We start from the raw sequence: 22,995 nt of genomic DNA, 5'->3' as shown, positions 1-22,995 counted from the left end.
CTAAAAGGGTGCGCGTCTTTATCGAGGAAGTCCACCGCTATTTGGACCAGGAGGTCCTGCTCAGGGGCTGGCTCATGAACCGCCGGAGCAAGGGGAAGATCCACTTCCTCATCCTGCGGGACGGGACGGGCTTCCTCCAGGCCACGGTGGCCAGGGGAGAGGTGCCGGAGGAGACGTTTTTGGAAGCGGACCACCTTCCCCAGGAGACGGCCTTGGAGGTGGTTGGCCTGGTGAAAAAGGACGAGCGGGCCCCCGGCGGGTACGAGCTTTCGGTGCGGGGGCTAAGGGTGCTCCACAAACCCCAGGAGGAGTATCCCATCGGCCCCAAGGAGCACGGGATCGACTTCCTCATGGACCACCGCCACCTCTGGCTCCGCCACCGCCGCCCCTGGGCGGTTTTGCGGATCCGGGACGAGCTGGAGCGGGCCATCCACGAGTTCTTCGCCGAGCGGGGCTTTCTCCGCTTTGACGCCCCGATCCTCACCCCGAGCGCGGTGGAAGGGACCACGGACCTTTTTGAAGTGGACCTTTTTGATGGGGAGAAGGCCTACCTTTCCCAGTCGGGGCAGCTCTATGCGGAGGCGGGAGCCTTGGCCTTTGGCAAGGTCTACACCTTTGGCCCCACCTTCCGGGCGGAGCGGTCCAAGACCCGGAGACACCTTCTGGAGTTCTGGATGGTGGAACCCGAGGTGGCCTTCATGACCCACGAGGAGAACATGGCCCTTCAAGAGGAGCTGGTGCGCCACCTGGTGGCCCGGGTGCTGGAGAGGCGGGCCAAGGAGCTGGAGGTCTTGGAACGGGATCCGAAGGCCCTGGAGCCCGCCCTGGAGGGGCCCTACCCCCGGCTCACCTACAAGGAGGCGGTGGCCCTGGTGAACCGGCTGGCCGAGCAGGACCCCGAGCTGCCCCCCATCCCCTATGGGGATGACTTCGGAGCCCCGCAGGAGGCGGCCATCAGCCGCCAGTTCGACCGACCCGTCTTCATCGAGCGCTACCCCGCCCGGATCAAGGCCTTTTACATGGAGCCGGACCCCGAGGACGCTGAGCTCGTATTGAACGACGACCTTCTAGCCCCTGAGGGGTACGGGGAGATCATCGGGGGAAGCCAGAGGATCCACGACCTCGAGCTCTTAAGGCAAAGGATCCGGGCCTTTGGCCTGCCCGAGGAGGTCTACGACTGGTATCTGGACCTGAGGCGCTTTGGCAGCGTGCCCCACTCGGGGTTTGGACTGGGCCTCGAGCGGACGGTGGCCTGGGTCTGCGGCCTAAGCCACGTGCGCGAGGCCATTCCCTTCCCCCGGATGTACACCCGGATGCGGCCCTAAATTTCCTGGGCCAGTTCTACAAACCTCCGGTGAAGCCGAAGGTCTGGCGTGAGCTCGGGGTGGAAGCTGGCGGCAAGGACCCGCCCCTCTTGGACGAAAACCGGCCGGCCCGCATACTCGGCCAAAACCTCCACCTCCTCCCCCAGCCGGGCGAAAAGGGGGGCCCGGATGAAGACCGCATGGAAGGGGGACTCGAGGCCCCGGACCGGGATATCCTCCTCAAAGCTTTCCACCTGGCGGCCGAAGGCGTTCCGCTCCACGGCCACATCCAGAACCCCAAGCCGGGGCTGGTCGGGATAGCCCAAAACCTCCTTGGAAAGCCAGATGGCCCCCGCGCAGGTGCCGAAGAGGGCCAGGCTTCCCTCCTCCACCCTTTTGCGCACCGCCTCCTCGAGGCCGTACTCCCGGGCCAGCTTCCCGATGGTGGTGGACTCTCCGCCGGGGACGATGAGGCCCTTTAGGCCCTTTAGGTGCTCGGGCCTGCGCACCTCCACCGCCTCCACCCCCAGGGCCTGGAGGGCCTTTTTGTGCTCGCGAAAATCCCCCTGTAGCGCCAAAACACCGATCACGTTCCCCATCCTGGGCCTGGAAAAAGGTCCTGTCAAGGTCGGCCTTGTTCCCAAAGAAGGCGAAGGGCGTTGAGCGTCACCAAGACGGTGGCCCCTGTATCCGAAAGGACGGCGGGCCAAAGCCCCGTGAGGCCCACAAGGGTGGTGAGGAGGAAGACCCCTTTCAGACCCAAAGCCAAGGCGATGTTCTGCCGGACCACCGCCAGGGTCCTCCGGCTGAGCCAGAAGGCCTTGGGGAGGGCGGAAAGGGAAAAGAGGCCCACGTCGCTGGCCCTGAGGGCGGCCTCTGTGCCCTCCAAAAGCGCCAAGCCCACCGTGGCCCGGGCCAGGGCCGGGGCGTCGTTCACCCCATCCCCCACCATGGCCACGCCCCCCTCCTCCGTCAACGCCTCCACGCGCTTCAACTTGTCCAAGGGGGAAAGACCCCCCCACACCTCCGCCGGGGAAAACCCCAAGGCCTGGCCGAGGGCCAAGGCGGCGGCCTCCCGGTCCCCAGTGAGGAGAACGGGCCTAATCCCCAGGGCTCGGACCTGGCCCAAGACCTCCCGAACCTCAGGCCTGGGCTCATCCTGGAAGGCCAGAAGGGCCACCACCTCCTTCTCCCTCACCAAAAGGGAGAGGCTCAGGCCCTCCTCTTCCAACGCCCGCACCCGGGCCTGGAGAGAAGGGGGGAGTGGGACCCTTTCTGGACGGACAAGCCCTATCTCCTTTCCCTCCACCTTGGCGAAGGCCCCAAACCCCGGCTCCGCCCGGTGGTCCTGGGCCCGTACCCCAGGAAGCCCCCCAGAAGCGGCCCGCACCGCCCGGGCCAGGGGGTGGGCCGAGGCTTCCGCCACCGCTTTAGCCAGGGCCAGGGCCTCCTCCTCCGTTCCCACCAGGGCCTCCACCCGGAGAAGCCTAGGCCGTCCCAAGGTCAATGTGCCCGTCTTGTCCAGGGCGAGGCACCGAACCCGGGCCAGCCTTTCCAAGGCCGCCGCGGTTCGGAAAAGCACCCCCAGCCGGGCCCCTCTGGCCACACCCGCGGCCATGGCCGCGGGTACAGAGATCACCAAAGCACAAGGACAGGCGATGAGGAGGAGGGCCAGGGCCTGGTAGAGATGACCGCTAAAATCCCCTCGAAGAAGGGATGGAATCAAGGCCCAAAACGCGGCGAAAAGCAGGACCGCCGGGGTGTAGCGGCGGCTGAAAGCGTCCACCAGCCTCTCCATCCGGGTTTTCCCAAGGAGGGCCTCCTCCGCAAGCCGTTCCATCTCCCATAGGAAGCTCTCCTTGGGAAGGCGTTCCACCCGGACTAGGAGGCTTCCCTCCACCACGAGGCTTCCCCCATAGACCCTCTCCCCCGGCGCCTTGGCCCGGGGAAGGGGCTCCCCAGTGAAGGCGGCCTCCTCCACCCAGGCTTCCCCCTCGAGCACCACCCCATCTGCGGGCACCCGCTCCCCCGGGGGAACCCGCACCAGGTCGCCTGGTCCAAGGACCTCTAGGGCCACCTCCTCCACCCCAGCAGGCCCCAGGCGGTAGGCCCTTTTAGGCATAAGCCCCCCAAGGCCAAGAAGGGCCTGCCGGGCCTTGGCCACGCTCAGGGCTTCCAACCCCTCCCCCACCAAGAAAAGGAAGACCACCACCGCCGCCTCAGCCCAGGCCCCGATGGCCAGGGCCCCCAAGGTGGCCAGGCTGACCAGGGTCTGGATACCGAAAGGATTCTGGTGAAACTGGCGAAACGCCCTAGCCAAAAGGGGAAGGACCCCCACCAACGCGGCCAAGCTATAGGCGTGGGGACTGAGGAAAGGCCAAAGGCGTCCAAATAGAAAGGCCAGAAGCAAAAGCCCTCCCGAGGCCATGGCCCAGGCCCATGGGCCAGGAAGCCGCTTCGGTAATGAGCTTCGCAGGCGGTAACCCATGGTTTCCACCCTCCGGCGGGCCTCGAGCTCAGCCTCCGGCGCCTCGAGGTAAAGGTAAAGCTTACCCGTCTGGAAGCTCACCTCCGCACGGGCCACCCCGGGCAGCCTCTTTAAAGCATCCTCCACCTTTCGGGCACAGTCTGCACAGTCCATGCCCTCCAGATGGTAGACGTACATCCTGGGGGCCTCCATGACCCCAGTGTAGCATCACTTGAGCGATTATTCAAGTGTTTTCTTCCGCGTGGGCTAAGGCCTCCTCCAGGAGGGTGAAGACATGGCCATCCTTCAGGCGGTAGTAGACCTGCTTGCCCTCCCGGCGAAACTCCACCAGACGGGCCTCTCTAAGAAGCCTCAGCTGATGGCTCACCGCCGAGACGGAAACCCCGGAAAGGAGGGCCAGGTCGCAGACGCAAAGCTCCCCCGCCGCCTTCAAAGCCAGAAGAAGGCGCATCCGGGTGGGGTCGGAAAGGGCCTTAAGGAAAAGGGCCGCCCCCTTAAGGGCCGCCTCCTTGGGAAGGGCAGCCCGGGCCTTCTCCACCCGCTCCGGGTGGACCTCATACACCCCGCAGACCGCCCGGTCCATCTACCAACCCCGCCTGGCCAGGCGCTCCTCCTCCTTAAGCTGGTCCAGGTTAAGGCCCACCATGGGCTCACCCAGATCCTCGCTGACCTCGGCCAGGACCTCGGGATCGTTGTAGTGGGTCACGGCCCGCACAATGGCCCGGGCGCGCTTTTTAGGGTCCCCAGACTTGAAGATGCCGCTTCCCACAAAGACCCCATCCATGCCGAGGTGCATCATCAGCGCGGCGTCCGCAGGGGTGGCGATGCCCCCGGCGGCGAAGTTCACCACGGGAAGCCGGCCATGCTCATGGACCCACTTCACGAGTTCAAGGGGGGCCTGGATCTCCTTGGCGTAGGCCATGAGCTCGTCCTCCCGCAGGGACTGAACGTAGCGGATCTGCTTCCACATCGTGCGGGCATGGCGCACCGCCTCCACCACGTTTCCGGTCCCCGCCTCCCCCTTGGTGCGGATCATGGCCGCCCCTTCCGCGATCCGCCTGAGGGCCTCCCCCAGGTCCCGGGCCCCGTTCACAAAGGGGACCTTGAACCGCCACTTGTCGATGTGGTGCTCCTCGTCCGCAGGCGTCAGGACCTCGGACTCGTCGATGAAGTCCACCCCGAGGGCCTCGAGGATCATGGCCTCCACGAAGTGGCCGATCCGGACCTTGGCCATGACGGGGATGGAGACGGCGGCCATGATCTCCTTGATGATCTTGGGATCCGACATCCGGGCCACCCCACCCTGGGCGCGGATATCCGCGGGCACCCGCTCCAGGGCCATCACCGCCACCGCCCCCGCCTCCTCGGCGATCACCGCCTGCTCGGGGGTGGTCACATCCATGATGACCCCCCCTTTGAACATCTCCGCAAACCCAGTCTTTACCCTAATCGTGCCCTTCTCCATGCCAAACCCTCCCTAACCACTTTAGGCCCTGGGGGGCAAAGAAAAAAGGGGGCCAGGCCCCCAAAGGGTTTTCCACACCCTAGGGTAGATACGCCAGGGGATTCCGGGGGCTCCCCTCCACCCGAACCTCAAAGTGCAGGTGGGGACCGGTGGCCCATCCGGTGGAGCCCACATACCCGATGACCTCCCCAGCCTCCACCCAGGCCCCAGGCCGAACGGCGATGCGGGACAGGTGGGCGTAAAGGGTCTCCACCCCACCCCCGTGGTCCAGAATCACGTGGAGGCCATATCCGAGGCCACTCCATCCCGCCACCTCCACCTGGCCGCCTCTGGCCGCGTAAACGGGGGTCCCATACGGTGCGGCTAGGTCGACCCCTGTATGAAAGCGCTGAAAAGCGCCCCGCTGCCCGAAATAAGTGGTGATGCGGAACCCGGAAAGGGGCCAGCGCATCCCCCCCTCCTGGTAGCTCACCCGGCGGACCACCGGCTTTTGGACCTGGGGAGGCCGGGCCTGGGCCCGCATCTGGGCCTCTCGGCGAAGCCGGGCTTGGGCCAGACGACGCTCCTCCTCCTGCCGCCTGAGGGCCTCGAGGCGGGCCCTTCGTTCCTCCTCCTGTTTGGCCAGAAGGCGCTGGTAGGTGGTTTTGGCCTGAATCCCCGGAAGGAGAACCAGATCCCCCGGCTTGATCGCCAAGGGGTCCTTCACGCCGTTTGCCCGGACTACCTCCAGGGGGGAAAGTCCAAAGCGGGCCGCCAGGTCCACCAGGGTCTGGCCTTTGGCCAACTCCACCAAAAGCCCCTTTTGCCCCTTAGGAACGTAGAGGGGGCTTCCCTCCATCAAACGGTCCAGGCTCTCCAGGCCTGGGTTAGCCGAGACCAAGTCCAAAAGGCTCACCCCGTACCGGTCGGCCAGTAGGGCTAAGGTCTCCCCCGGACGCACCTTGTGGATCACCACCCCGGGGGGGATTCGGGGCGGACGCTCCTCGTAGGCGGTCAGGGGAATCTTGATCTCCTGCCCCACCTGAAGCCGGTCGGAGGAAAGGCCGCTGGACCAAAGGATGGCCCGGAGATCCACCCCATACCGGTTGGCAATGCTGGCCAAGGTGTCCCCAGGTTGGACCCGGTAAAGGACCCAGCCCTTCTGGGGGGGCCGCTCCACCAAAACCTCCTGGGTCAGTCCGGATAAAAAGGGCGGAGCCAAGGGCAGGTTCACCATCGCCCCCGCCAATAAAACCCCCATCCAGTCCTTTTTCAAAGCGTACACCTCCAAAAAGGCCTCGTAAAATTCCCGGAGGGGATTATACCAGCCTCACCCCGGAAGAAGGCAAGGGGTTGTAGTCAGTCAACCCTCTAAGACCCCGCAGGAACCCCCTCCTTGGGCCGCCTGGCCCAAGGAGGAAAGGCCCCCATCACCGGTGAGCGTGCACCGGCTAGGCCTCCAGCCCCGCCCCTAGAGGGCGAAGAAGGCCTGCCCACCCTTTCATCGGGCCGCCAGGGAAGCGAGAAACTCCTTGTTGCTCTTGGTGCGCCCCAGGCGGGCCAGGAGCATCTCCATGGCCTCCGCGGGGTCCATGTCCGCCAGGACCTTGCGCAAAAGCCACATCTTATGGATGACCTCCTCACCCAGGAGAAGTTCCTCGCGGCGGGTGCCCGACTTGAGGATGTCGATGGCGGGAAAGATGCGCCGCTCCTCGAGGCGGCGGGAGAGGTGAAGCTCCATGTTGCCCGTCCCCTTGAACTCCTCAAAGATGACGTCATCCATCCGGCTTCCCGTCTCCACCAAGGCGGTGGCCAAAATGGTCAGGCTCCCGCCCCCCCGGATGTTGCGGGCCGCCCCCAAGAAGCGCTTGGGGAAGTAAAGGGCCGCGGAGTCCAAACCGCCCGAGAGCGTTCTTCCCGTGGGCGGGGTTACCAGGTTGTTGGCCCGGGCCAGCCGGGTGATGGAGTCCAGGAGGATCATCACATGCCCCCCCTCCTCCACGATCCGCTTGGCCCGCTCGTGGACAAACTCCGCCACCCGGATATGGTTCTGGGGCGGTTCATCAAAGGTGCTGGCGATGACCTCCGCCCCCCCTACGCTCTCCCGGAAGTCCGTGACCTCCTCGGGGCGCTCATCGATTAGGAGGACGATGACCCTGATGTCGGGCTCGTTCTTCAAGACGGCGTTGGCAATTTTCTTAAGCAACGTGGTCTTCCCCGCCTTGGGGGGGGCTACGATAAGGCCCCTCTGCCCCCGGCCGATGGGGGCAAGGAGGTCGATGACCCGGGTGGAAAGCTCATCCGGGGTGGTCTCGAGCCGGATCTGGCGGTCGGGGAACTGGGGGATGAGCTCGTCAAACCGGGGGCGGTTCTTGGCCGCCTCCGGGTCCAAGTCGTTCACGGACTCCACCTTGACCAAGGTGGCGTACCGCTCGCTCTCCCGGGGAGGCCTGGCCCGGCCCATGATGTAATCCCCGCTCCTTAGGGCGTACTGCTTGATGAGCCCGGCGGAGACAATGGCGGTGCGGCCTTCCAGGTCGTACAGGCTTTCGTTCAGGAAGCCGTACCCATCTGGGCTGATCTCCAAGTACCCCTTGACCAAAACCAGCCCCTCCCCCTGGGTCTGCCGCTCCAGGAGGGCCATGATGAGCTGGTCCTTCCTCATCCGCCGGTACCCCTCAATCCCCGCCTCCTGGGCCAGGAGGTGGAGTTCGGGCAGAATCTTGCCCGCCAGGTCCTGGTAGGACAGGGGGGTTTCTTGGGTCTCTGCTTTTCTCCTCATAGCTTTGCCTTCTCCCAGTCTTCCATGAAGCGCCTTAGGCCGATCTCCGTAAGGGGGTGTTGCAGAAGCTGTTTGAAGACCCCGTAGGGCATGGTGGCGATGTCCGCCCCTAAAAGGGCCGCCTCCGTGACGTGCCGCGGGTGGCGGATGGAGGCGGCGATGACCTTGGCAGGTAGATCGTGGATTTCCACGATCTCCACAATCTCCCGCAGGAGTTCCGTACCGTCCCAGGAGATGTCGTCCACCCGGCCGAGGAAGGGGGAAAGGTACCTGGCTCCCGCCCGAGCGGCCAAAAGGGCCTGGTTGGCCGAAAAGATGAGGGTCATGTTCACCGGGATGCCCTCGGAAGAAAGGGCCTTACAGGCCTTAAGCCCTTCGGAAGTGGTGGGAAGCTTGACCACCACCCGCCCGTCCAAAGCGGCAAGCCGCCTGCCCTGGGCGATCATCCCTTCGGCCTCGAGGGCGGTCACCTCCGCGGAGACCGGGGCTTGGACCAGGCGGCATATCTCCCGGATCGTCTCCTCAAAGGGTCGCCCCTCTTTGGCGATCAGGCTGGGGTTAGTGGTCACTCCGGAAAGCACGCCCCAGGAGGCAATCTCCTGGATTTCGGCCAGATTTGCGGTATCGAGGTAAAGCTCCATGCCTGGGCTCCTTTTCGCAAGGGAGATTTTTCTTCAGCTTAAAAGAGGACCCTAAGGGGTGTCAAGCGCACTTGCGGCCTAGAACGCCTTCGGCGTAAAATGCCCTCAGGGCCGCCAAGGGCGAATTATACCCCCTGGGGCCTTGGGATGTAAAGGCGCCTGACCGGGGAGGAGTACGCCTGTCCGCCCATGCAGCGAGCCGGGGAGGGTGCGAGCCCGGCGGCAACGGAGAGGCGGAAGATCGCCCCGGAAGCCGCGGGAGGAAAGGGAAAACCCCGAGTAATGCCCGCCGGGTGCGCCCGTGATAGCGCTAAATGAGGGCGTGGGAACCCCCCACGAAGCGCGGTGGTACCGCGGGGTCTTGCCTCGTCCGCGCGCCCTGCGCGGGCGTTTTTATTGGAGGTGGCGGATGTTCAAGGAGGTTGGCGAGCCGAACTTTCCCGAGCTGGAAGAGGAGGTCCTGCGCTTCTGGAAGGAGAACCGGGTCTTTGAGCAAAGCGTTAAGAACCGGGAGGGTAGGTCCCAGTACACGATCTATGAGGGTCCGCCCACGGCCAACGGCCTGCCCCATGTGGGCCATGCCCAGGCCCGGAGCTACAAGGACCTTTTCCCCCGGTTCAAGGCCATGCAGGGCTACTATGTTCCCAGGCGGGCGGGCTGGGACACCCACGGGCTTCCCGTGGAGCTCGAGGTGGAGAAGAAGCTGGGCCTCAAAAACAAAAAGGAGATCGAGGCTTACGGCATCGAGCGCTTCAACCAGGCCTGTCGGGAATCGGTCTTCGTCTATGAAAAGGAGTGGGAGGTCTTCACCGAGCGCCTCGGGTACTGGGTGGATCTGGAAAACGCCTACGCCACCCTCCAGCCCTCCTACATCGAAAGCATCTGGTGGAGCCTGAAAACCCTTTTTGACCGGGGCCTCCTCTACCGGGACCACAAGGTGGTCCCCTACTGCCCCCGCTGTGGCACGCCCCTCTCCTCCCATGAGCTCGCCTTGGGCTACAAGGAGATCCACGACCCTTCGGTCTACGTGCGCCTTCCCCTAAAGGAGCCGGAAAGGCTGGGCCTAAAGGGGGCAAGCCTCCTCATCTGGACCACCACCCCCTGGACCCTCCCCGGGAACGTGGCCGCAGCGGTCCACCCCGAGTACGTCTACGCCGCCTTCCAGGTGGGGGATGAGGCCTTGATCCTGGAGGAATCCCTGGGAAGGAGGCTTCTAGGGGAGGAAGCCCGGGTTTTAAAGACTTTTTCTGGAAAGGAGCTGGAAGGCCTCCCCTATGAACCCCCCTACCCTCAGCCCTTAGAGAAGGGCTACTTCGTGGTCCTGGCCGGGTATGTGAGCCGGGAAGACGGCACGGGCATCGTTCACCAGGCCCCCGCCTTCGGCGCCGAGGACCTCGAGACGGCCCGCTCCTACCGCCTTCCCCTCCTGAAGACGGTGGACGAGGAGGGGAAGCTTTTGGTGGAGCCCTTTAAGGGTCTCTTCTTCCGGGAGGCGAACCGGGCTATCCTAAGGGACCTCCGCACCCGGGGCCTCCTCTTCAAGGAGGAGCAGACTCTCCACAGCTACCCGCACTGCTGGCGCTGCTCCACCCCCCTCATGTACTACGCCACCGAGACCTGGTTCATCCGAAACACCGCCTTTAAGGAAAGGCTTCTGGAGAAAAACCAGGAGATCGACTGGGTTCCCCCCCATATCAAAGAGGGGCGGTACGGGGAGTGGCTCAGGAACCTGGTGGATTGGGCCCTAAGTCGGAACCGGTACTGGGGGACCCCTCTGCCCATCTGGGTCTGCGAGGCCTGCGGCAAGGAGGAGGCCATCGGAAGCTTCCAGGAGCTTAGGGAAAGGGCCACGGCGCCCCTTCCCGAACCCTTCGATCCCCACCGCCCCTACGTGGACCAGGTGGAGCTAAAGTGCACCTGCGGCGGGACGATGCGCCGGGTGCCCTATGTCATAGATGTCTGGTACGACTCCGGGGCCATGCCCTTCGCCTCCCTGCACTACCCCTTTGAGAACCAGGAAGTCTTCCAGAAAAGCTTCCCCGCCGACTTCATCTCCGAGGGGATCGACCAGACTCGAGGCTGGTTCAACTCCCTTCACCAGCTTGGGGTCCTCCTCTTCGACTCCATCGCCTTTAAGAACGTGATCTGCCACGGCCTCATCCTGGACGAGAAGGGGCAGAAGATGTCCAAGTCCAAGGGGAACGTGGTGGACCCCTGGGACATCCTTCGGGAGTTCGGGGCAGACGCCCTAAGATGGTACATCTACGTTTCCGCCCCTCCGGAGGCGGACCGGCGTTTCGGGCCCACCCTGGTCCGGGAGGTGGTGCGGGACTACTTCCTAACTCTTTGGAACATTTACAGCTTTTTCGTAACCTACGCCAACCTGGACCGGCCTGACCTCAAGAACCGCCCGAGGCCGGAGGAAAGGCCGGAGGTGGACCGCTGGCTCCTCGCCCGGCTCCAGGACCTCACGGAACGGGTCACGGAAAGCCTCGAGGCCTACGACCCCACCACCGGTTCCCGCGCCATCCGGGACTTTGTGGTGGAGGACCTCTCCCAGTGGTACATCCGTAGGAACCGCCGCCGCTTCTGGAAAAACGAGGACGCCCTAGACCGGGAAGGGGCCTACGCCACGCTTTGGGAGGCGCTCGTCCGGGTGGCCCTCCTCTCCGCCCCCTTTACCCCTTTTTTGGCGGAGGTGCTTTGGCAAAACCTTGTGCGGAACGTGGACGAGGCCGCCCCCCTTTCCGTGCACCTTGCGGACTGGCCAAAGCCCGAAGACCGTCTCAAGGACGAGCGGCTTCTCCTCTGGATGCGGGCGGTGCTCAAAGGGGTGGAGCTCGCCCGCTCGGCCCGGGCGAAAAGCGGGGTCAAGACCCGCACCCCCCTTCCCCTCCTCCTCCTCACCGCCCCCAGCGAAGAGGAACGCCAGGGGCTCAGGCACTTCCTGGAGGAGATCAAAGACGAGCTCAACGTGAAGGAGGCAAGGGTTTTGGAACCCGGCGAAAGGATCCTCTCCTACCGGGTTTTGCCTAACCTGAAACTCCTTGGGAAGAAGTATGGAAAACTCCTTCCGTCCATCCGGAAGGGCCTCGAGGACCTGGACCCCAAGGCGGTGGCCCAAACCGTGCTCCGGGGCGAGGAGGTGGAGGTGGCCACGGAAGCTGGCCCTATCCGCCTTCTTCCCGAGGAGATCCTTTTGGAAGCGCAAAGCCCAGAAGGCTACCTGGCCTTGGAGGAGAAGGGGTATGTGGCCGCGCTTAAGGTGGAGGTAACGGAGGACCTCCGCCTGGAGGGCCTGGCCCGCGACCTCATCCGCCACCTCCAGGAGGCCCGGAAGCGGATGGGGCTTCGGGTCGCTGACCGTATCCGGGTGGCCTATCAGGCGGAAGGGGCCTACCAGGAGGCCTTGGCCCGGTTCAAGGACCGCATCGCTGAGGAGGTCCTGGCGGTGGCCTTCACCCAGGGGGAAGGGGCGGGATACGAAAGCGCCCTGGAGGACGAGGAAGGCCGGGTGCGGTTTTTCTTAAAGAAGGCGTGATAAGCTCTAGGGCGTGCAGGAACTCATTCGCCTACTGGAACAGGAAGGCCTGGACGGCCTATACCTCACCAGGCCGGAAAACGTCCGCTACCTCTCGGGCTTTTCCTCGCCCGAAGACGCCCAGGTCTACGTGAGCCGGGAAGGGGCTTTGCTTCTCACAGACGGCCGGTACACGGTCCAGGCGGAGGAGGAAAGCCGCATCCCCTTCAAAATCCTCACCCGTGAGGAGCGAAAAGCCTTCTTCGAGGGCTTGGAGGGCCGCATCGGATTCGAGGCCGAACACCTCCCCTACGCCCGGCTCGAGGAGCTTCGGGAGCTCGCCCCTGTGGAGTGGGTACCCACCCGTGGGCTTGTGGAGCGCCTGCGGATCAAAAAGACCCCTGAGGAGGTCCGCCTGATCCAAAAGGCCCAGGCCCTGGCGGACGAGGCCTTCCGGCGGATCCTCCCTCTGGTCAGCCCCGGGGTCAAGGAGGTGGAGCTGGCCCTGGAGCTGGAGTTCTACCTGCGCCGCCACGGGGCCGAGGCCACCGCCTTCCCCATCATCGTCGCCTCGGGGCCTCGAGGGGCGATGCCGCACGGTGTGGCCTCGGAAAAAGCCATCCAGGAAGGGGAGATGGTGACGGTGGACTTCGGGGCTCGGTATAAGGGGTACCACTCCGACCTGACCCGCACCTTTGGCGTGGGCCGGGTGGACCCCGAAAAAAAGCGGCTTTTCGACGCGGTCCTTTTGGTCTTGGAGGAGGTCTTGGCCCAGCTCGCCCCGGGAAAGCCCGCGAAGGAGCTGGACGCCCTGGCCCGGCGCGTTCTGGAAAAGGAAGGGCTTAAGGCGTACTTCACCCACTCCTTGGGGCACGGGGTGGGGCTTGCCGTGCACGAGGCCCCGGGGCTGAACGCTTATACGGAGGAGGTCCTGGAGCCTGGAATGGTGGTCACGGTGGAGCCCGGGGTTTACCTCCCGGGCTTTGCGGGGGTGCGGGTGGAGGAGCTGGTCCTGGTGACGGAGACGGGCTTTGAGCTCCTTTCCCGCTTGGATAGGGGGTGGCTCGAGGTATGAAGGCCCCCCTCCTCGCCCTCTTCCTGGCCCTTCCCGCCCTCGCCCAGACCTATACGGTGCAAAAGGGAGACACCCTCTTCCGCATCGCCCGGGCCCACAGCCTGAGCGTGGAGGAACTCAAACGGCTAAACGGCCTCACCTCGGACCTGATCCAGCCAGGCCAGGTGCTTCGGCTTCGCCAAGGGCGCCCCCCGGTGGCTTCTGGGGGAAAACACCCGGAGGAGGGCCTCGCCGTCTGGTACGGCCCCGGCTTCCACGGCCGAAAGACGGCCAGTGGGGAGGTGTACGATATGCATGCCCTCACCGCCGCCCACCCCAGCCTCCCCTTCGGCACCCGGGTCCGGGTCACCAACCTAAAAACCGGGAAAAGCGTGGTGGTCCGGATCAACGACCGGGGCCCCTTCGGAGGGCGGTACATCATAGACCTCTCCTACGCCGCGGCCAAGGCCATTGGGGCCCTTTCCGCCACCCCGGTTCGCCTGGAGGTCCTCGAGTGATTCGGTACGGATTCCACCTTTCCATCGCCGGGAAAAAGGGGGTGGCCGGTGCGGTGGAGGAGGCCCTGAGCTTGGAGCTTTCCGCCTTCCAGATCTTCGCCAAAAGCCCGAGAAGCTGGAGGACAAGGCCCCTTTCCCCCCGGGAGGTCGAGGAGTTCCGCGCCCTGAGGGAGAACGCCGGAGGGCTTCCCGGGGTGGTCCACGCCTCGTACCTGGTCAACCTGGGGGCAGCGGGGGAGCTCTGGGAAAAAAGCGTGATGAGCCTGGCCGACGATCTGGAAAAGGCCCAGATCCTGGGCCTCGAGTACGTGGTCGTCCATCCGGGCTCAGGCCCTTTGGAACGGGTGAAGGAGGGAGCGCTTAAGGCCTTCCGCCTGGCGGGGGTTAGGAAAAAGCCCAGGCTCCTTCTGGAGAACACCGCAGGGGGTGGGGAGAAGGTGGGCTCGAGGCTGGAGGAGCTGGCCTTCCTCCTGGAGGACACCCCCTTCGGGGCCTGCTTTGACACCTGCCATGCCTTTAGCGCCGGCTACCCATTGCACCACGACCCAAAAGGGGTCATCGGGGAGCTGGACCGGGTGGTGGGGCTTGAGCGGGTGCCGGTGATCCACCTGAATGACTCGGTGGGGGGATTCGGAAGCCACATCGACCACCACGCCCACCTTCTCCAGGGCCAGATGGGGGAGGCCCTGAAGGCGGTGGTGCGGGACGCGAGGCTTCAGGGAAAGGTCTTCATCCTGGAAACCCCCCGGGGGCCCGAGGAGGACGCCCGCAACCTGCAGATCCTTAAAGCCTGGCTCGAGGCCTCTTAAGGGATAAGCCGGAGGATAAACCGGTAAGCGTACACCTCCCCCCGGCCTGCGGCCAACGCCGCCGCCACCATGTTCCAAAGCACCAAGACGAAGAGAGGGATAACGAAGACAATCCCCACGATGGTCATCGCGAGAAGAATAAGGACGAGCCCGTAGATTGTGTAGCTGATCTGGGCGTTCAAGGACTCCTTGGCGTGGGCCTGAACAAAGGCGCTCTTGGGGCCAAAAAGAAGGATGCCCAGGGGCAGGAGAATCTGCCCGATCAGAATGAAGTAGCCCAGAATGGGTGCCAGGTGGGCCGCAATGGCCCAGTTTTTCTCCGAGTCCTTGGCGGGAACAGGTTCCAAACCCAATCACCTCCTCACCGCTATACTAACCCAAAATCAGCTGAAAAAATGCGCTTCTGGTCCAGGAGAGAACGGCCTGGATGGGCTCTCTCAAGACGGTGAGGATGAGGAGGAAGGAGAGCCAGGCGTACTGCTCGAGGCGCCACAAAAAGGGGTGCCAGGAAAGGGGCAGGAGGCTTTGGAGGATCTTGGACCCATCCAAAGGGGGGATGGGCAGCAGGTTGAAGGCGGCGAGGACCAGGTTGATGCTAGCGGTGAGGTAAAAGCCTAAGGCGAGTAGGCCATAGGTCGAGCCCCCAAGGCCCCGAAAGGTCTGGACCACCCCCTCGGGGTCTAGGGCGTAGAGGAGCTTGACCAAAAGGGCAAGGAAAACGGCCAGGCCCAGGTTGACCACAATGCCCGCGATGGAGACCACAAAAAGCCCCAGGCGGTAGTTCCGGAAATGAGGGGGGTAGATGGGCACGGGCCTGGCCCAGCCAAACCCCACCAGGAGAAGGAGAAGGGTCCCGATGGGGTCCAGGTGGGCCAAGGGGTTCAGGGTCAGGCGGCCCTGGCGCTTGGCGGTGTCATCCCCAAAGGCATAGGCGGCATAGGCATGGCCGAGTTCGTGAAGGACCAAGGAAAAAACAAGGGCCGAAAAGGCCAGAAAAAAGGCCATGGGATGGGTCTGAAGAAGGTCTATCATAATCAGAGCCCCATGGCCCGGTAGAGGTAGCCCAAAAGCCCTGCAAGCCCCTGCACCACCGCACCCGTCACCCCGGTATAGGAGAGGACCAAGAAGATCACGATAAACCCCAAGGGACCGTAGGCCGCGAGCCGGTCCATGAAAAGCCGTGCCTCCCGGCCCCCCAGGGCATAGACCACCCGGGCACCATCCAAAGGCGGCACCGGAAAGAGGTAGATGGCCGCGTGGAGGAGCATGAGGTTCTGGGCCACAAAAGCCCCTTCCGCAAAGGGATAGGGCAAAAGGCGGGCCAGAAGGCCATAGAGGAATGCGGCGAGAAGAAAGCCCAAAGGCCCCATCAAGGCCACCCGAGCCTCCCTGCTTCCGAAAAGCCTATAGGGCACGGGCCTTGGCCAACCGAAGCCCAAAAGGAGAAGGAGCAGAAGGCCTAAGGGCTCGAGGTGGACCCTAAGGTCCAAGGTTAAAAACCCGTACCGCCTAGGCCCGGAATCGCCGTAGCGGTCGGCAAGCCAGGCCTGGGCTAGGTTATGGGCCATAAGGCCCAAACCGGCAAGAAGAAGGGCGACCAGGAAAACCGCCGGGTCATTGAGGTACGCAAGAAGTCCCATCGCTTATCAGTTTACGGGCAAGCTCGAGTTCCTCCTCAAAGCTCGCCACCTCTCCCCGGGCGCGCGCCTCCTCGACCTTCCGCAGAATCTCCCCCACCTTAGGCCCTGGGGAGAGCCCGAGCGCCAGAAGGTCTCGCCCTTTGAGCTTGCGCCGCTCCTGGTAAAGCCAGGCCTCCTTCTCCGGGAAAAGGGCCAGGAAGGCAGAGCGGAGGGGTTCCTCCTTTAAAGGAGCAGGGTCCTCAGGGGGGTTCCTGAGAAGCCGAACCCCCTCGAGGAGCCGTCTGGGAAGGGCCAGCCTCCTGGCCACCTCTTCCGGCTCCTCCTGCTCGTAAAGGAGAAGGAGAAGGCGGGCTTCTAGAGGTTCGCTAGAACGTAGCTTTTCGGCAGGCCTCGCGGCCGGCTCCGGGACCCGCTCCAGAAGCCCTTTGCGGGGGGGGGTGAGACCAAAAAGGGGACGAAGGGCTCCCCAGTCCTCGAGGACCTCCAAAGCCCGCGTGGGCTCGGGCTCCTTCAGGATGAGGTATAGCTCGTCTCGGAGGCGGCTTCCCGAGACCTTGTCCAAAACCTCAGGCAAGAGGGCCGGCTTAACCTGGGGGAAGGCCTCCTCTGCCAAACGGAAGCCCAACCGGGCGGCCAGCCGGGCCCCACGGGCGATCCGGGTGGGGTCCTCCACAAACGAAAGGGGGTGTAAAGGCCTAAGAAGGCGGGCCTTTAAGTCTGAAAGCCCCCCGTAAGGGTCCAAAAGGCGGAAGTCCTCCAGGGCCAAGGCCATGGCGTTGACCGTATAGTCCCGCCTCTCCAGGTCCTTGGCAATGGAGCTGGGCCGCACCTTGGGGAGGGCCCCCGGGTAGGGGTAGTACTCCTCCCGGGCTTCCGCCAGGTCCACCGCCAAGCCGAACGGAAGCCGCACCTGCGCGGTGCCAAAGGCCACGTGCAGACCGTAACTCCCGCCGAAGCGGCCCACGAGAAACCGGGCCGCCTCCTCCACCTTAAGCCCCTCCAGAACCAGGTCCACATCCGGTCCCGGGGCAAACCCCCCCAGGGCATCCCGCACCGCCCCCCCCACCAGGTAAACCCCCTTGGGAAACGCCTCCTTCAGGGCCTTTAAAACCCGCCTGGCTCCTTCGGGAAGCCGGTTCAGGACCTCCTCCCCAGGAGAGGGGGTCCGGGGGGGCTCGGTCCGGTAGAGATCGGTGCGCGTGAAGATCCCCAAAAGCCGGTGCTCCCCCTCCCCCACCTCCTCGCCCACCAGAACCCGGCCCACCCCCATCTTCAGGGCCTCCTCCCCTTTGCTCAAGGGTGCCCCGGGGGGAAGGACCACCGCCCGGGACAAAAAGGCGGTCACGCTCAGGTGGCCGAGGCCGTGGCGGACAGCTTTTTCCAGGTCTCGCCGCCGGGCGATGCCCAAGACCCGCACCCCCCTGCGGCCCTGCTCCACCACCGGCATCCCCCCGTACCCTCGCTCGAGAAGGAGGTTAAGGGCCTCCCGGACCGTGGTCGGGGAAAGGGTCTCCACCCGCCTGGTCATCCGCTCCGCCAGGGTAGGCTCCCGTTCCAGGTGGCGTGGAAGGGCATCCAAAAGCTTTCGCAAGGCGTTTTTCACCCCTCGGACCCGGGCGAAGGCCGCCCGGGGATGCCCCCCGCCCCCCACCTCGGAAAGCCACCGGCCCACGTCCAGGCGCACCTTGCTCCGGGCGATGAAGAGGGTATCCCGGCCCAGCTTCAAGACCATCAAAACCCCTTGGGCATCAAACAGCTCCAGCAGGGTATGAGCCAGAGGGGCGAGGGCGGGGACATACCCTTCTTCCTGGGCCTGGGCCACGAGAAGGCGGAACCCCTCCACCTCCACCACCCGCCCCTTCTTCAAAAGCTGGGTCAAGAGGGCGCGGGCCTCCTGCGGGTAGCGCTCCCGCACCCAGTCCCGGACCTGGGCGGGGTTCGCCCCCTGGGCGAGGAAGAAAGCCCCGGCCCTAAGGTCTTCCTCCCTGGTGGAGGGGAAGCTAAAGCCTCCGGTATCCTCCCAGAGCCCCGCGTAGGCCAAAGTGGCCTCCAAGGGGGTGAGGCGCACCCCCCGGGCCTCGAGGAGGGGCACGAGGAGGCTGACCGTGGCCCCCACGGGCCGCACCACCCCGCCCACCGCGGGCACATCCCCCGGGGAAGGGGGGTGGTGGTCAAAGACGTGGAAGGGCGCCCGGCCGACGAGCCTTCTTAGGAGGCCGATCCGCTCGGGCCTGGCGTTGTCCAGAAGGACGACCTCTGAAACCCGAGCTAGGTCCAACTCGCCCACGGGCACCAGGTCCAGGTGGTCGGAGAAAAGGGCCACCACCTCCTTCATATGGCCCTCGAGGCCCCCCAGGAGCACGGCCACCCCCGGGAAGAGCCTCCGGGCAAGGAGAATGGCGCCCAAAGCATCAAAGTCCAGGTTCTCGTGCGCGGCGAGAATCCGCACGCATCCAGTCTACTGGGACAGCCGGAAGGGCTACCTTGACGCCGGAAAAGCCCCTTGCTAAACTCAAGGGCGCTGGAGAGGTGCCCGAGTGGTTGAAGGGGCACGCCTGGAGAGCGTGTAGGGGGGCTTAAACCTCCCTCGCGGGTTCGAATCCCGCCCTCTCCGCCAAGGGGCCGGGGTTAACCCCGGCCTTTCCGCTTGGGCCGCCTAAGGGCCAAGGCCCGGTAAATCCTCTCCCCAAGCCCCATCCAGCCAAGAAGGCGGAGGAGAGGATAGAGGGGCCAGAAGAGGGGGTACGCCCAGCCTAGACGGACCAGGGCGTCAAAGCCCTTGTACAGCCGGTTTTCGTCCCAGAGGTGGAGCGCCTCCTCCGCCTCCTTTCGGCTCACCCCGGGGGGAAGTTCCACCTGGTAGGGCACGGAAGGAACCAGCCGGCCCAAAGCCCGACAAAGGGGGCAGTCCCCATCCACGTAGGCCCTCACACCCCTAGTCTATAGTGCACGAAGCGCTCCAGGAGGAAGAGGAAAAGGGCAAGCCAAAGGAGGGGTTCCCGAAGGGAGCTTTGGACTTTGGGCAGAGCGCCGAGCTCTGAAGGCGCAAGAAGCCGCCCCCCGCTTTCTTCCGCCATCTGGGCCAGAACCTTCCGGCCGTCCAGGGGGGGATACTCTGAGGCAAGGGTCCTTACGGGAATCCGGCGCTTCCCATCCAGAATCACCCCTTCCCCTTCCAAGACCCCCTCGTACCGGTCCTGGCCTACGGGAAGGAGGGGCTGCTCTACCCCCGCTGCCAAGAGCCTGGGGGCCTCAAGCCTTCCCTGGACCAGGACCCGATTCCCTTGCACCTCCACCCGCAGGGTCCTCCGGGCGGAAAGATACCTGGCGAGCCCCCCCACAAACCCCCCGACCTCCTCAAACCTCCAAAGGGAGAGCTCCGTGGCCAACGCAGCCACCCGCCCCTCCCCCCGTTCCCCCAAGGCGAGAAGGGGATCGCCCTGGGAAAGGAGGAGGACCTCCGCCCAGGGCTCGGCCCGGGCGGGAAACCGCACCCCCACCGGGGGAAAGGAAAACCCCTCCGTCAAGGGATGGGAAAGGGGCCGGACGGGAAACCGGCCCCGTTTACCCTCCTCCCTGAAGACCCGTTCCCCCTCGGCCAGAAGAAGCCTGGGCAGGAGGCGGGCCTCGAGAACCTCCAGGTAGGCCCCACCCCCCGCCTCCGCCAGGGCCTTGAGAAAGGCCTTGTCCGCGTCCTGGCCCAAAGCCAGGGTGCTGGTGGGGAACCCCGCCCGCCGGGCCTCTTCCAAAATGGGCTCCTTGGGATCGGAGACCTCCCCATCCGAAAGGACGAGAATGGCCCGCCGGCCGGGAAGCTCCGAAAGGGCCAAGACCGCCTCCCGGTAGGCAGGGCCTAGAACCGTCCCGCCCCCCGCTCCCAAGGAGCGGAGAAGGCTTTCCGCCTCCTTTTTGCCCTGTGGGGTCATGGGCCGAGGGCGGAAGACCCAGCGGGCCTCGCTGCTGAAGGCGATGACCCCGAGGCGGTCCTCCGCCGAGGCCGCCTCCACCAGGCGGAGCGCTCCCTCCACGGCCAAGGCCAGCTTTTCCCCACGCATGCTCCCCGAGGTGTCCAAGATAAGGACCACGGCTGCCCCTTCGGCCTTTTTAGGCTTCAGGGGCAGATGCTCAGGCAAGGCCCGGTCCCATCCCCCGAAAACCGCCTGGGCGGTGAAAAGCACCCCGCCCCCGGCCTCGAGGTAATCCTTCAGGGCCCGGGCCGCCCCCTCCGGGAGGTCCAAGACCCCCAAGCCCACCACCACCAGATCGGCCTCCAAGGGAAGACGGAAGGGCCCCTCCTCCACCGAAAACCCCTGGGCCCGCAAAAGGGCGGCCAAGGCCTCGTCCCCTAGAACCAGAGCCCGGACCTGGTCCTGGGGCCTGAGTTCCACCCGGTCCTCGCTCCGACCCCACCCCCCTTCCGCCACCGCCTTGACCTGGGCGGCTTCGGTGAGGGGAAAGGTGTACAAAAGCCGCCTCTCCCCCTCCACCCTCAGCCGGTAGGCTCTGGTCCCCGCGGGCCCTTCCAAAAGAACCCGGCCTTCCACCTCCACCGGTGCGAAGAGCCGCACCCCCACCCCCACCGTCTCCCCTAAAAGGGGGAAGGCCGGGGGGACGAGGCGGACCTCGAGGAAGGGCCTGGGCTGAACGTAAAGGGCAAACAGGGGAAACGGGGGAACGACCGGTTCAAAAAGCCCATCGGAGATCAGAACCACCCGGTCCGGGCGGTAGGGGAGCGCTTCCTGGAAGGCCCGGTCCACCCGGGTCCGCTCTCCCAAAAAGGGCCTCTCCCCAGGGGAAAGCCGCCGGACCTCCTCGGCAAAGCCCAGGACCACCCCGGAGAGCCTCGAGGCAAGCCTCAAGGCCTCCTCCCGGGCGGAGGGGGAGAGGTCCAAAAGGTAGACCGTCCGGCCCCCAGAGGGAAGCTTGGGGTCCACCAGGGCCCCCAGGAGGACCAAAAGGAGAAGCGCCCTAATCCATCCAGTGGCCGAGCTTTTCCTTTTTGGCGGCCAAGTATCGCTCATTGTGCGGGTTGTCCCCCGCCCTCAGGGGGATTCGCTCCACCACCTCGATCCCGTATCCGGAAAGGGCCCGGATCTTTCGGGGGTTGTTGGTGAGAAGCCGCATCTTTCTGACCCCGAGGTCGTAGAGGATCTGCGCCCCCACCCCGTAGTCCCGGAGGTCCGGGGGGAAGCCCAAGGCCAGGTTCGCCTCCACCGTGTCCAAGCCCTCGTCCTGGAGGGCGTAAGCCCGGATCTTGTTCACCAGGCCGATCCCACGGCCCTCCTGGCGCAGGTAGACCAGAACCCCTCTTCCCTCCCCTGCGATCCGCTGCATGGCCAGGTCCCGCTGGAAGCCGCAGTCGCACCTTAAGGAGTGAAGGGCGTCCCCAGTGAGGCACTCGGAGTGCATGCGCACCAACACGGGCTCATCCGGAGTCCACTCCCCCATGACCAAGGCCGCGTGCTCCTCCCCGGTGAGGGTGTCCCGGTAGGCGAGGATGCGAAACTCGCCAAACCGGGTGGGCAGCGTCGCCTCCGCCAGCCGCTTGACATAGAGGTCTCCCTTTTCCAAGCGGTACCGGATGAGGTCGGCAATCGTACCCACCTTGAACCCATACCGCTCGGCAAAGGCCAAAAGGTCCGGGAGGCGGGCCATGGTCCCGTCCTCCTTGAGGATCTCGATGAGGCTGCCCACCGGGACAAGCCCCGCCAGGCGCAAAAGGTCCACCGTGGCCTCGGTGTGCCCCGCCCGGCGGAGCACCCCGCCTTTTCGGGCGATGAGGGGGAAGACATGCCCCGGGCGGCGGAAGTCCTGGGCCGTGGCCTCGGGGTCGGCGAGGAGGCGGATGGTCGCCGCCCGCTCAAAGGCGGAGATCCCCGTGGTGGCCCCCTTGGCGTCCACACTCACGGTGAACAGCGTCCCCTGGGGGTCCTGGTTTTGCTCCACCATGGGCCTGAGGTCCAACGCCCTGGCCCGCTCCTCCGTCAAAGCCACGCACAGAAGCCCCCGGCACTCCTTGAGCATGAAGTTCACCCATTCCGGGCTCACATGCTCCGCCGCGAGGATGAGGTCGCCCTCGTTTTCCCGGTCCTCGTCGTCCACCAAAACCACGGGGCGGCCCATCCTAAGTTCCCCAATAAGCTCCTCCGTCCGGGCAAGCTCAGCCATGCCTCTCCTCCGGAACCGACCCAAAGGCCATCAGCCTTTCCAAGTAGCGCGCGATGAGGTCCACCTCCAGGTTCACCCCTTGCCCTTCCGTCCACTCAGCCAGGGTGGTCGCCTCGAGGGTATGGGGGATGAGGGTGACGAAAAACCGGCAGCTCTCCACGCCGGCCACGGTGAGGGAGACCCCATCTAGGGCCACCGAGCCCTTGGGGGCGATGTACCGGGCCAAGGGTAGTGGGGCCTCGAGCCAGACGTCCCAGGCCCCCACCTCCCGCCGCACCGAGACCACCCGGGCCACCCCATCCACATGCCCGGTGACGAAGTGGCCCCCAAGCCGGTCCCCCAGCCTTAAGGCCCTTTCCAGGTTGACCCGCTGCCCCACCCGCCAGGGCCCCGCCGTCTTCTTCAGGGTCTCCTGTGCGAGCTCCACGAAAAACCCCTCCCCATCCAGGTCCACCACGGTGAGGCAGGCGCCATTCACCGCGATGGAATCGCCCACCCGCGTCCCCTCTAGAACCCGCCTCGCCCCGATCTTAAGCCGGAGGAGGCTTCCCTCCTCGCGGCCCAGGATCACCCCCGTTTCCTCCACCAGCCCTGTGAACATCACCCCTCCGGATAGGCCTCGAGCCA

20 protein-coding genes and 1 tRNA gene are annotated in these 22,995 nt (G+C 65.2%); 6 read left to right on the top strand and 15 right to left on the bottom strand.

What is annotated here, in order from left to right; translation table 11 throughout:
• Nucleotides 1–8 precede the first annotated feature (8 nt).
• A complete protein-coding gene (asnS, locus tag C4301_RS00965; protein WP_352413250.1) occupies nt 9–1,325 on the top strand; it encodes an asparagine--tRNA ligase in 1,317 nt (438 codons plus the stop codon).
• Here the strand turns inward: asnS and pdxT are convergent.
• The 7 genes from pdxT to fsa all read right to left on the bottom strand — a co-directional run bounded on the left by pdxT (nt 1,322) and on the right by fsa (nt 8,659).
• Nucleotides 1,322–1,903 (bottom strand): pyridoxal 5'-phosphate synthase glutaminase subunit PdxT, encoded by a 582-nt coding sequence (gene pdxT, locus C4301_RS00960; RefSeq protein ID WP_352413249.1) that lies wholly within the window; start codon nt 1,901–1,903, stop codon nt 1,322–1,324. The genes asnS and pdxT overlap by 4 nt on opposite strands.
• Nucleotides 1,904–1,926: 23 nt before the next feature.
• Nucleotides 1,927–3,984 carry a heavy metal translocating P-type ATPase gene (locus C4301_RS00955; RefSeq protein ID WP_352413248.1) on the bottom strand — a complete coding sequence of 686 codons (2,058 nt, stop codon included), beginning with the start codon at nt 3,982–3,984 and terminating at the stop codon, nt 1,927–1,929.
• A 31-nt stretch (nt 3,985–4,015) separates the two neighbouring features.
• Nucleotides 4,016–4,375, bottom strand: a complete 360-nt coding sequence (locus C4301_RS00950) for an ArsR/SmtB family transcription factor (RefSeq protein WP_352413247.1) — start codon at nt 4,373–4,375, stop codon at nt 4,016–4,018.
• Nucleotides 4,376–5,257, bottom strand: coding sequence for a pyridoxal 5'-phosphate synthase lyase subunit PdxS (gene pdxS, locus C4301_RS00945; protein WP_352413246.1), 882 nt, complete (start codon nt 5,255–5,257; stop codon nt 4,376–4,378).
• Nucleotides 5,258–5,336: 79 nt separating this feature from the next.
• Nucleotides 5,337–6,473, bottom strand: a complete 1,137-nt coding sequence (locus tag C4301_RS00940) for a peptidoglycan DD-metalloendopeptidase family protein (protein WP_503012371.1) — start codon at nt 6,471–6,473, stop codon at nt 5,337–5,339.
• Between the two features lie 264 nt (nt 6,474–6,737).
• A complete protein-coding gene (gene rho, locus C4301_RS00935; protein WP_352413245.1) occupies nt 6,738–8,018 on the bottom strand; it encodes a transcription termination factor Rho in 1,281 nt (426 codons plus the stop codon).
• Nucleotides 8,015–8,659, bottom strand: coding sequence for a fructose-6-phosphate aldolase (fsa, locus tag C4301_RS00930; RefSeq protein ID WP_352413244.1), 645 nt, complete (start codon nt 8,657–8,659; stop codon nt 8,015–8,017). Before fsa ends, rho begins: the two co-directional genes overlap by 4 nt.
• A gap of 409 nt (nt 8,660–9,068) precedes the next feature.
• Here fsa and ileS point away from each other — a divergent pair, with 409 nt between their 5' ends.
• Genes ileS through C4301_RS00910 form a run of 4 tightly spaced genes read left to right on the top strand, consistent with a single transcriptional unit; the run spans nt 9,069 to nt 14,560 of the window.
• On the top strand, nt 9,069–12,200 hold the full coding sequence (ileS, locus tag C4301_RS00925) for an isoleucine--tRNA ligase (protein WP_352413243.1): 3,132 nt from the start codon (nt 9,069–9,071) through the stop codon (nt 12,198–12,200).
• Between the two features lie 13 nt (nt 12,201–12,213).
• Nucleotides 12,214–13,254 carry a M24 family metallopeptidase gene (locus C4301_RS00920; RefSeq protein ID WP_352413242.1) on the top strand — a complete coding sequence of 347 codons (1,041 nt, stop codon included), beginning with the start codon at nt 12,214–12,216 and terminating at the stop codon, nt 13,252–13,254.
• Nucleotides 13,251–13,751, top strand: coding sequence for a septal ring lytic transglycosylase RlpA family protein (locus C4301_RS00915; RefSeq protein WP_352413241.1), 501 nt, complete (start codon nt 13,251–13,253; stop codon nt 13,749–13,751). Before C4301_RS00920 ends, C4301_RS00915 begins: the two co-directional genes overlap by 4 nt.
• Nucleotides 13,748–14,560 (top strand): deoxyribonuclease IV, encoded by an 813-nt coding sequence (locus tag C4301_RS00910; protein WP_352413240.1) that lies wholly within the window; start codon nt 13,748–13,750, stop codon nt 14,558–14,560. Before C4301_RS00915 ends, C4301_RS00910 begins: the two co-directional genes overlap by 4 nt.
• On the opposite strand, the gene C4301_RS00905 is transcribed toward C4301_RS00910, so the two are convergent.
• From C4301_RS00905 to C4301_RS00890, 4 genes are read right to left on the bottom strand one after another with little or no spacing between them, the layout of a single operon-like run.
• Nucleotides 14,557–14,907 (bottom strand): DUF4870 domain-containing protein, encoded by a 351-nt coding sequence (locus tag C4301_RS00905; RefSeq protein ID WP_352413239.1) that lies wholly within the window; start codon nt 14,905–14,907, stop codon nt 14,557–14,559. The genes C4301_RS00910 and C4301_RS00905 overlap by 4 nt on opposite strands.
• 25 nt (nt 14,908–14,932) lie before the next feature.
• Nucleotides 14,933–15,592, bottom strand: a complete 660-nt coding sequence (locus C4301_RS00900) for a site-2 protease family protein (RefSeq protein ID WP_352413238.1) — start codon at nt 15,590–15,592, stop codon at nt 14,933–14,935.
• 2 nt (nt 15,593–15,594) lie between these two features.
• Nucleotides 15,595–16,200: a zinc metalloprotease gene (locus C4301_RS00895; protein ID WP_352413237.1), complete on the bottom strand. Its 606-nt coding sequence runs from the start codon at nt 16,198–16,200 to the stop codon at nt 15,595–15,597.
• On the bottom strand, nt 16,175–18,649 hold the full coding sequence (locus C4301_RS00890; protein WP_352413236.1) for a CBS domain-containing protein: 2,475 nt from the start codon (nt 18,647–18,649) through the stop codon (nt 16,175–16,177). Before C4301_RS00890 ends, C4301_RS00895 begins: the two co-directional genes overlap by 26 nt.
• Before the next feature lie 74 nt (nt 18,650–18,723).
• Here C4301_RS00890 and C4301_RS00885 point away from each other — a divergent pair.
• Nucleotides 18,724–18,817: transfer RNA gene (locus tag C4301_RS00885), tRNA-Ser, on the top strand.
• Nucleotides 18,818–18,828: 11 nt separating this feature from the next.
• Here C4301_RS00885 and C4301_RS00880 read toward each other — a convergent pair.
• The 4 genes from C4301_RS00880 to C4301_RS00865 are packed head-to-tail and all read right to left on the bottom strand — an operon-like array spanning nt 18,829 to nt 22,969.
• Complete coding sequence (locus C4301_RS00880; RefSeq protein ID WP_352413235.1) at nt 18,829–19,131, bottom strand: DCC1-like thiol-disulfide oxidoreductase family protein; 303 nt, start codon at nt 19,129–19,131, stop codon at nt 18,829–18,831.
• Nucleotides 19,128–21,221 carry a VWA domain-containing protein gene (locus C4301_RS00875; protein WP_352413234.1) on the bottom strand — a complete coding sequence of 698 codons (2,094 nt, stop codon included), beginning with the start codon at nt 21,219–21,221 and terminating at the stop codon, nt 19,128–19,130. The genes C4301_RS00880 and C4301_RS00875 overlap by 4 nt, the downstream gene beginning before the upstream one ends.
• Nucleotides 21,169–22,368 carry a bifunctional 3,4-dihydroxy-2-butanone-4-phosphate synthase/GTP cyclohydrolase II gene (locus C4301_RS00870; RefSeq protein WP_352413233.1) on the bottom strand — a complete coding sequence of 400 codons (1,200 nt, stop codon included), beginning with the start codon at nt 22,366–22,368 and terminating at the stop codon, nt 21,169–21,171. Before C4301_RS00870 ends, C4301_RS00875 begins: the two co-directional genes overlap by 53 nt.
• Nucleotides 22,361–22,969, bottom strand: coding sequence for a riboflavin synthase (locus tag C4301_RS00865; RefSeq protein ID WP_352413278.1), 609 nt, complete (start codon nt 22,967–22,969; stop codon nt 22,361–22,363). Before C4301_RS00865 ends, C4301_RS00870 begins: the two co-directional genes overlap by 8 nt.
• Nucleotides 22,970–22,995: the final 26 nt, after the last annotated feature.

This window comes from Thermus sp., from assembly GCF_040290245.1.
In the GTDB taxonomy this organism is placed as follows: Bacteria; Deinococcota; Deinococci; order Deinococcales; family Thermaceae; genus Thermus_A.
This window is presented reverse-complemented; position numbering and strand designations above follow the sequence as displayed.

Excerpts from the sequence above, each read along its gene's own strand:
- pdxT (WP_352413249.1), bottom strand. The coding sequence starts at position 1,903 with ATGGGGAACGTGATCGGTGTTTTGGCGCTACAGGGGGATTTTCGCGAG.
- C4301_RS00955 (WP_352413248.1), bottom strand. The coding sequence starts at position 3,984 with ATGGAGGCCCCCAGGATGTACGTCTACCATCTGGAGGGCATGGACTGT.
- C4301_RS00950 (WP_352413247.1), bottom strand. The coding sequence starts at position 4,375 with ATGGACCGGGCGGTCTGCGGGGTGTATGAGGTCCACCCGGAGCGGGTG.
- pdxS (WP_352413246.1), bottom strand. The coding sequence starts at position 5,257 with ATGGAGAAGGGCACGATTAGGGTAAAGACTGGGTTTGCGGAGATGTTC.
- C4301_RS00940 (WP_503012371.1), bottom strand. The coding sequence starts at position 6,473 with ATGGTGAACCTGCCCTTGGCTCCGCCCTTTTTATCCGGACTGACCCAG.
- rho (WP_352413245.1), bottom strand. The coding sequence starts at position 8,018 with ATGAGGAGAAAAGCAGAGACCCAAGAAACCCCCCTGTCCTACCAGGAC.
- fsa (WP_352413244.1), bottom strand. The coding sequence starts at position 8,659 with ATGGAGCTTTACCTCGATACCGCAAATCTGGCCGAAATCCAGGAGATT.
- ileS (WP_352413243.1), top strand. The coding sequence starts at position 9,069 with ATGTTCAAGGAGGTTGGCGAGCCGAACTTTCCCGAGCTGGAAGAGGAG.
- C4301_RS00915 (WP_352413241.1), top strand. The coding sequence starts at position 13,251 with ATGAAGGCCCCCCTCCTCGCCCTCTTCCTGGCCCTTCCCGCCCTCGCC.
- C4301_RS00900 (WP_352413238.1), bottom strand. The coding sequence starts at position 15,592 with ATGATAGACCTTCTTCAGACCCATCCCATGGCCTTTTTTCTGGCCTTT.
- C4301_RS00895 (WP_352413237.1), bottom strand. The coding sequence starts at position 16,200 with ATGGGACTTCTTGCGTACCTCAATGACCCGGCGGTTTTCCTGGTCGCC.
- C4301_RS00875 (WP_352413234.1), bottom strand. The coding sequence starts at position 21,221 with ATGAGCGATACTTGGCCGCCAAAAAGGAAAAGCTCGGCCACTGGATGG.
- C4301_RS00870 (WP_352413233.1), bottom strand. The coding sequence starts at position 22,368 with ATGGCTGAGCTTGCCCGGACGGAGGAGCTTATTGGGGAACTTAGGATG.
- C4301_RS00865 (WP_352413278.1), bottom strand. The coding sequence starts at position 22,969 with ATGTTCACAGGGCTGGTGGAGGAAACGGGGGTGATCCTGGGCCGCGAG.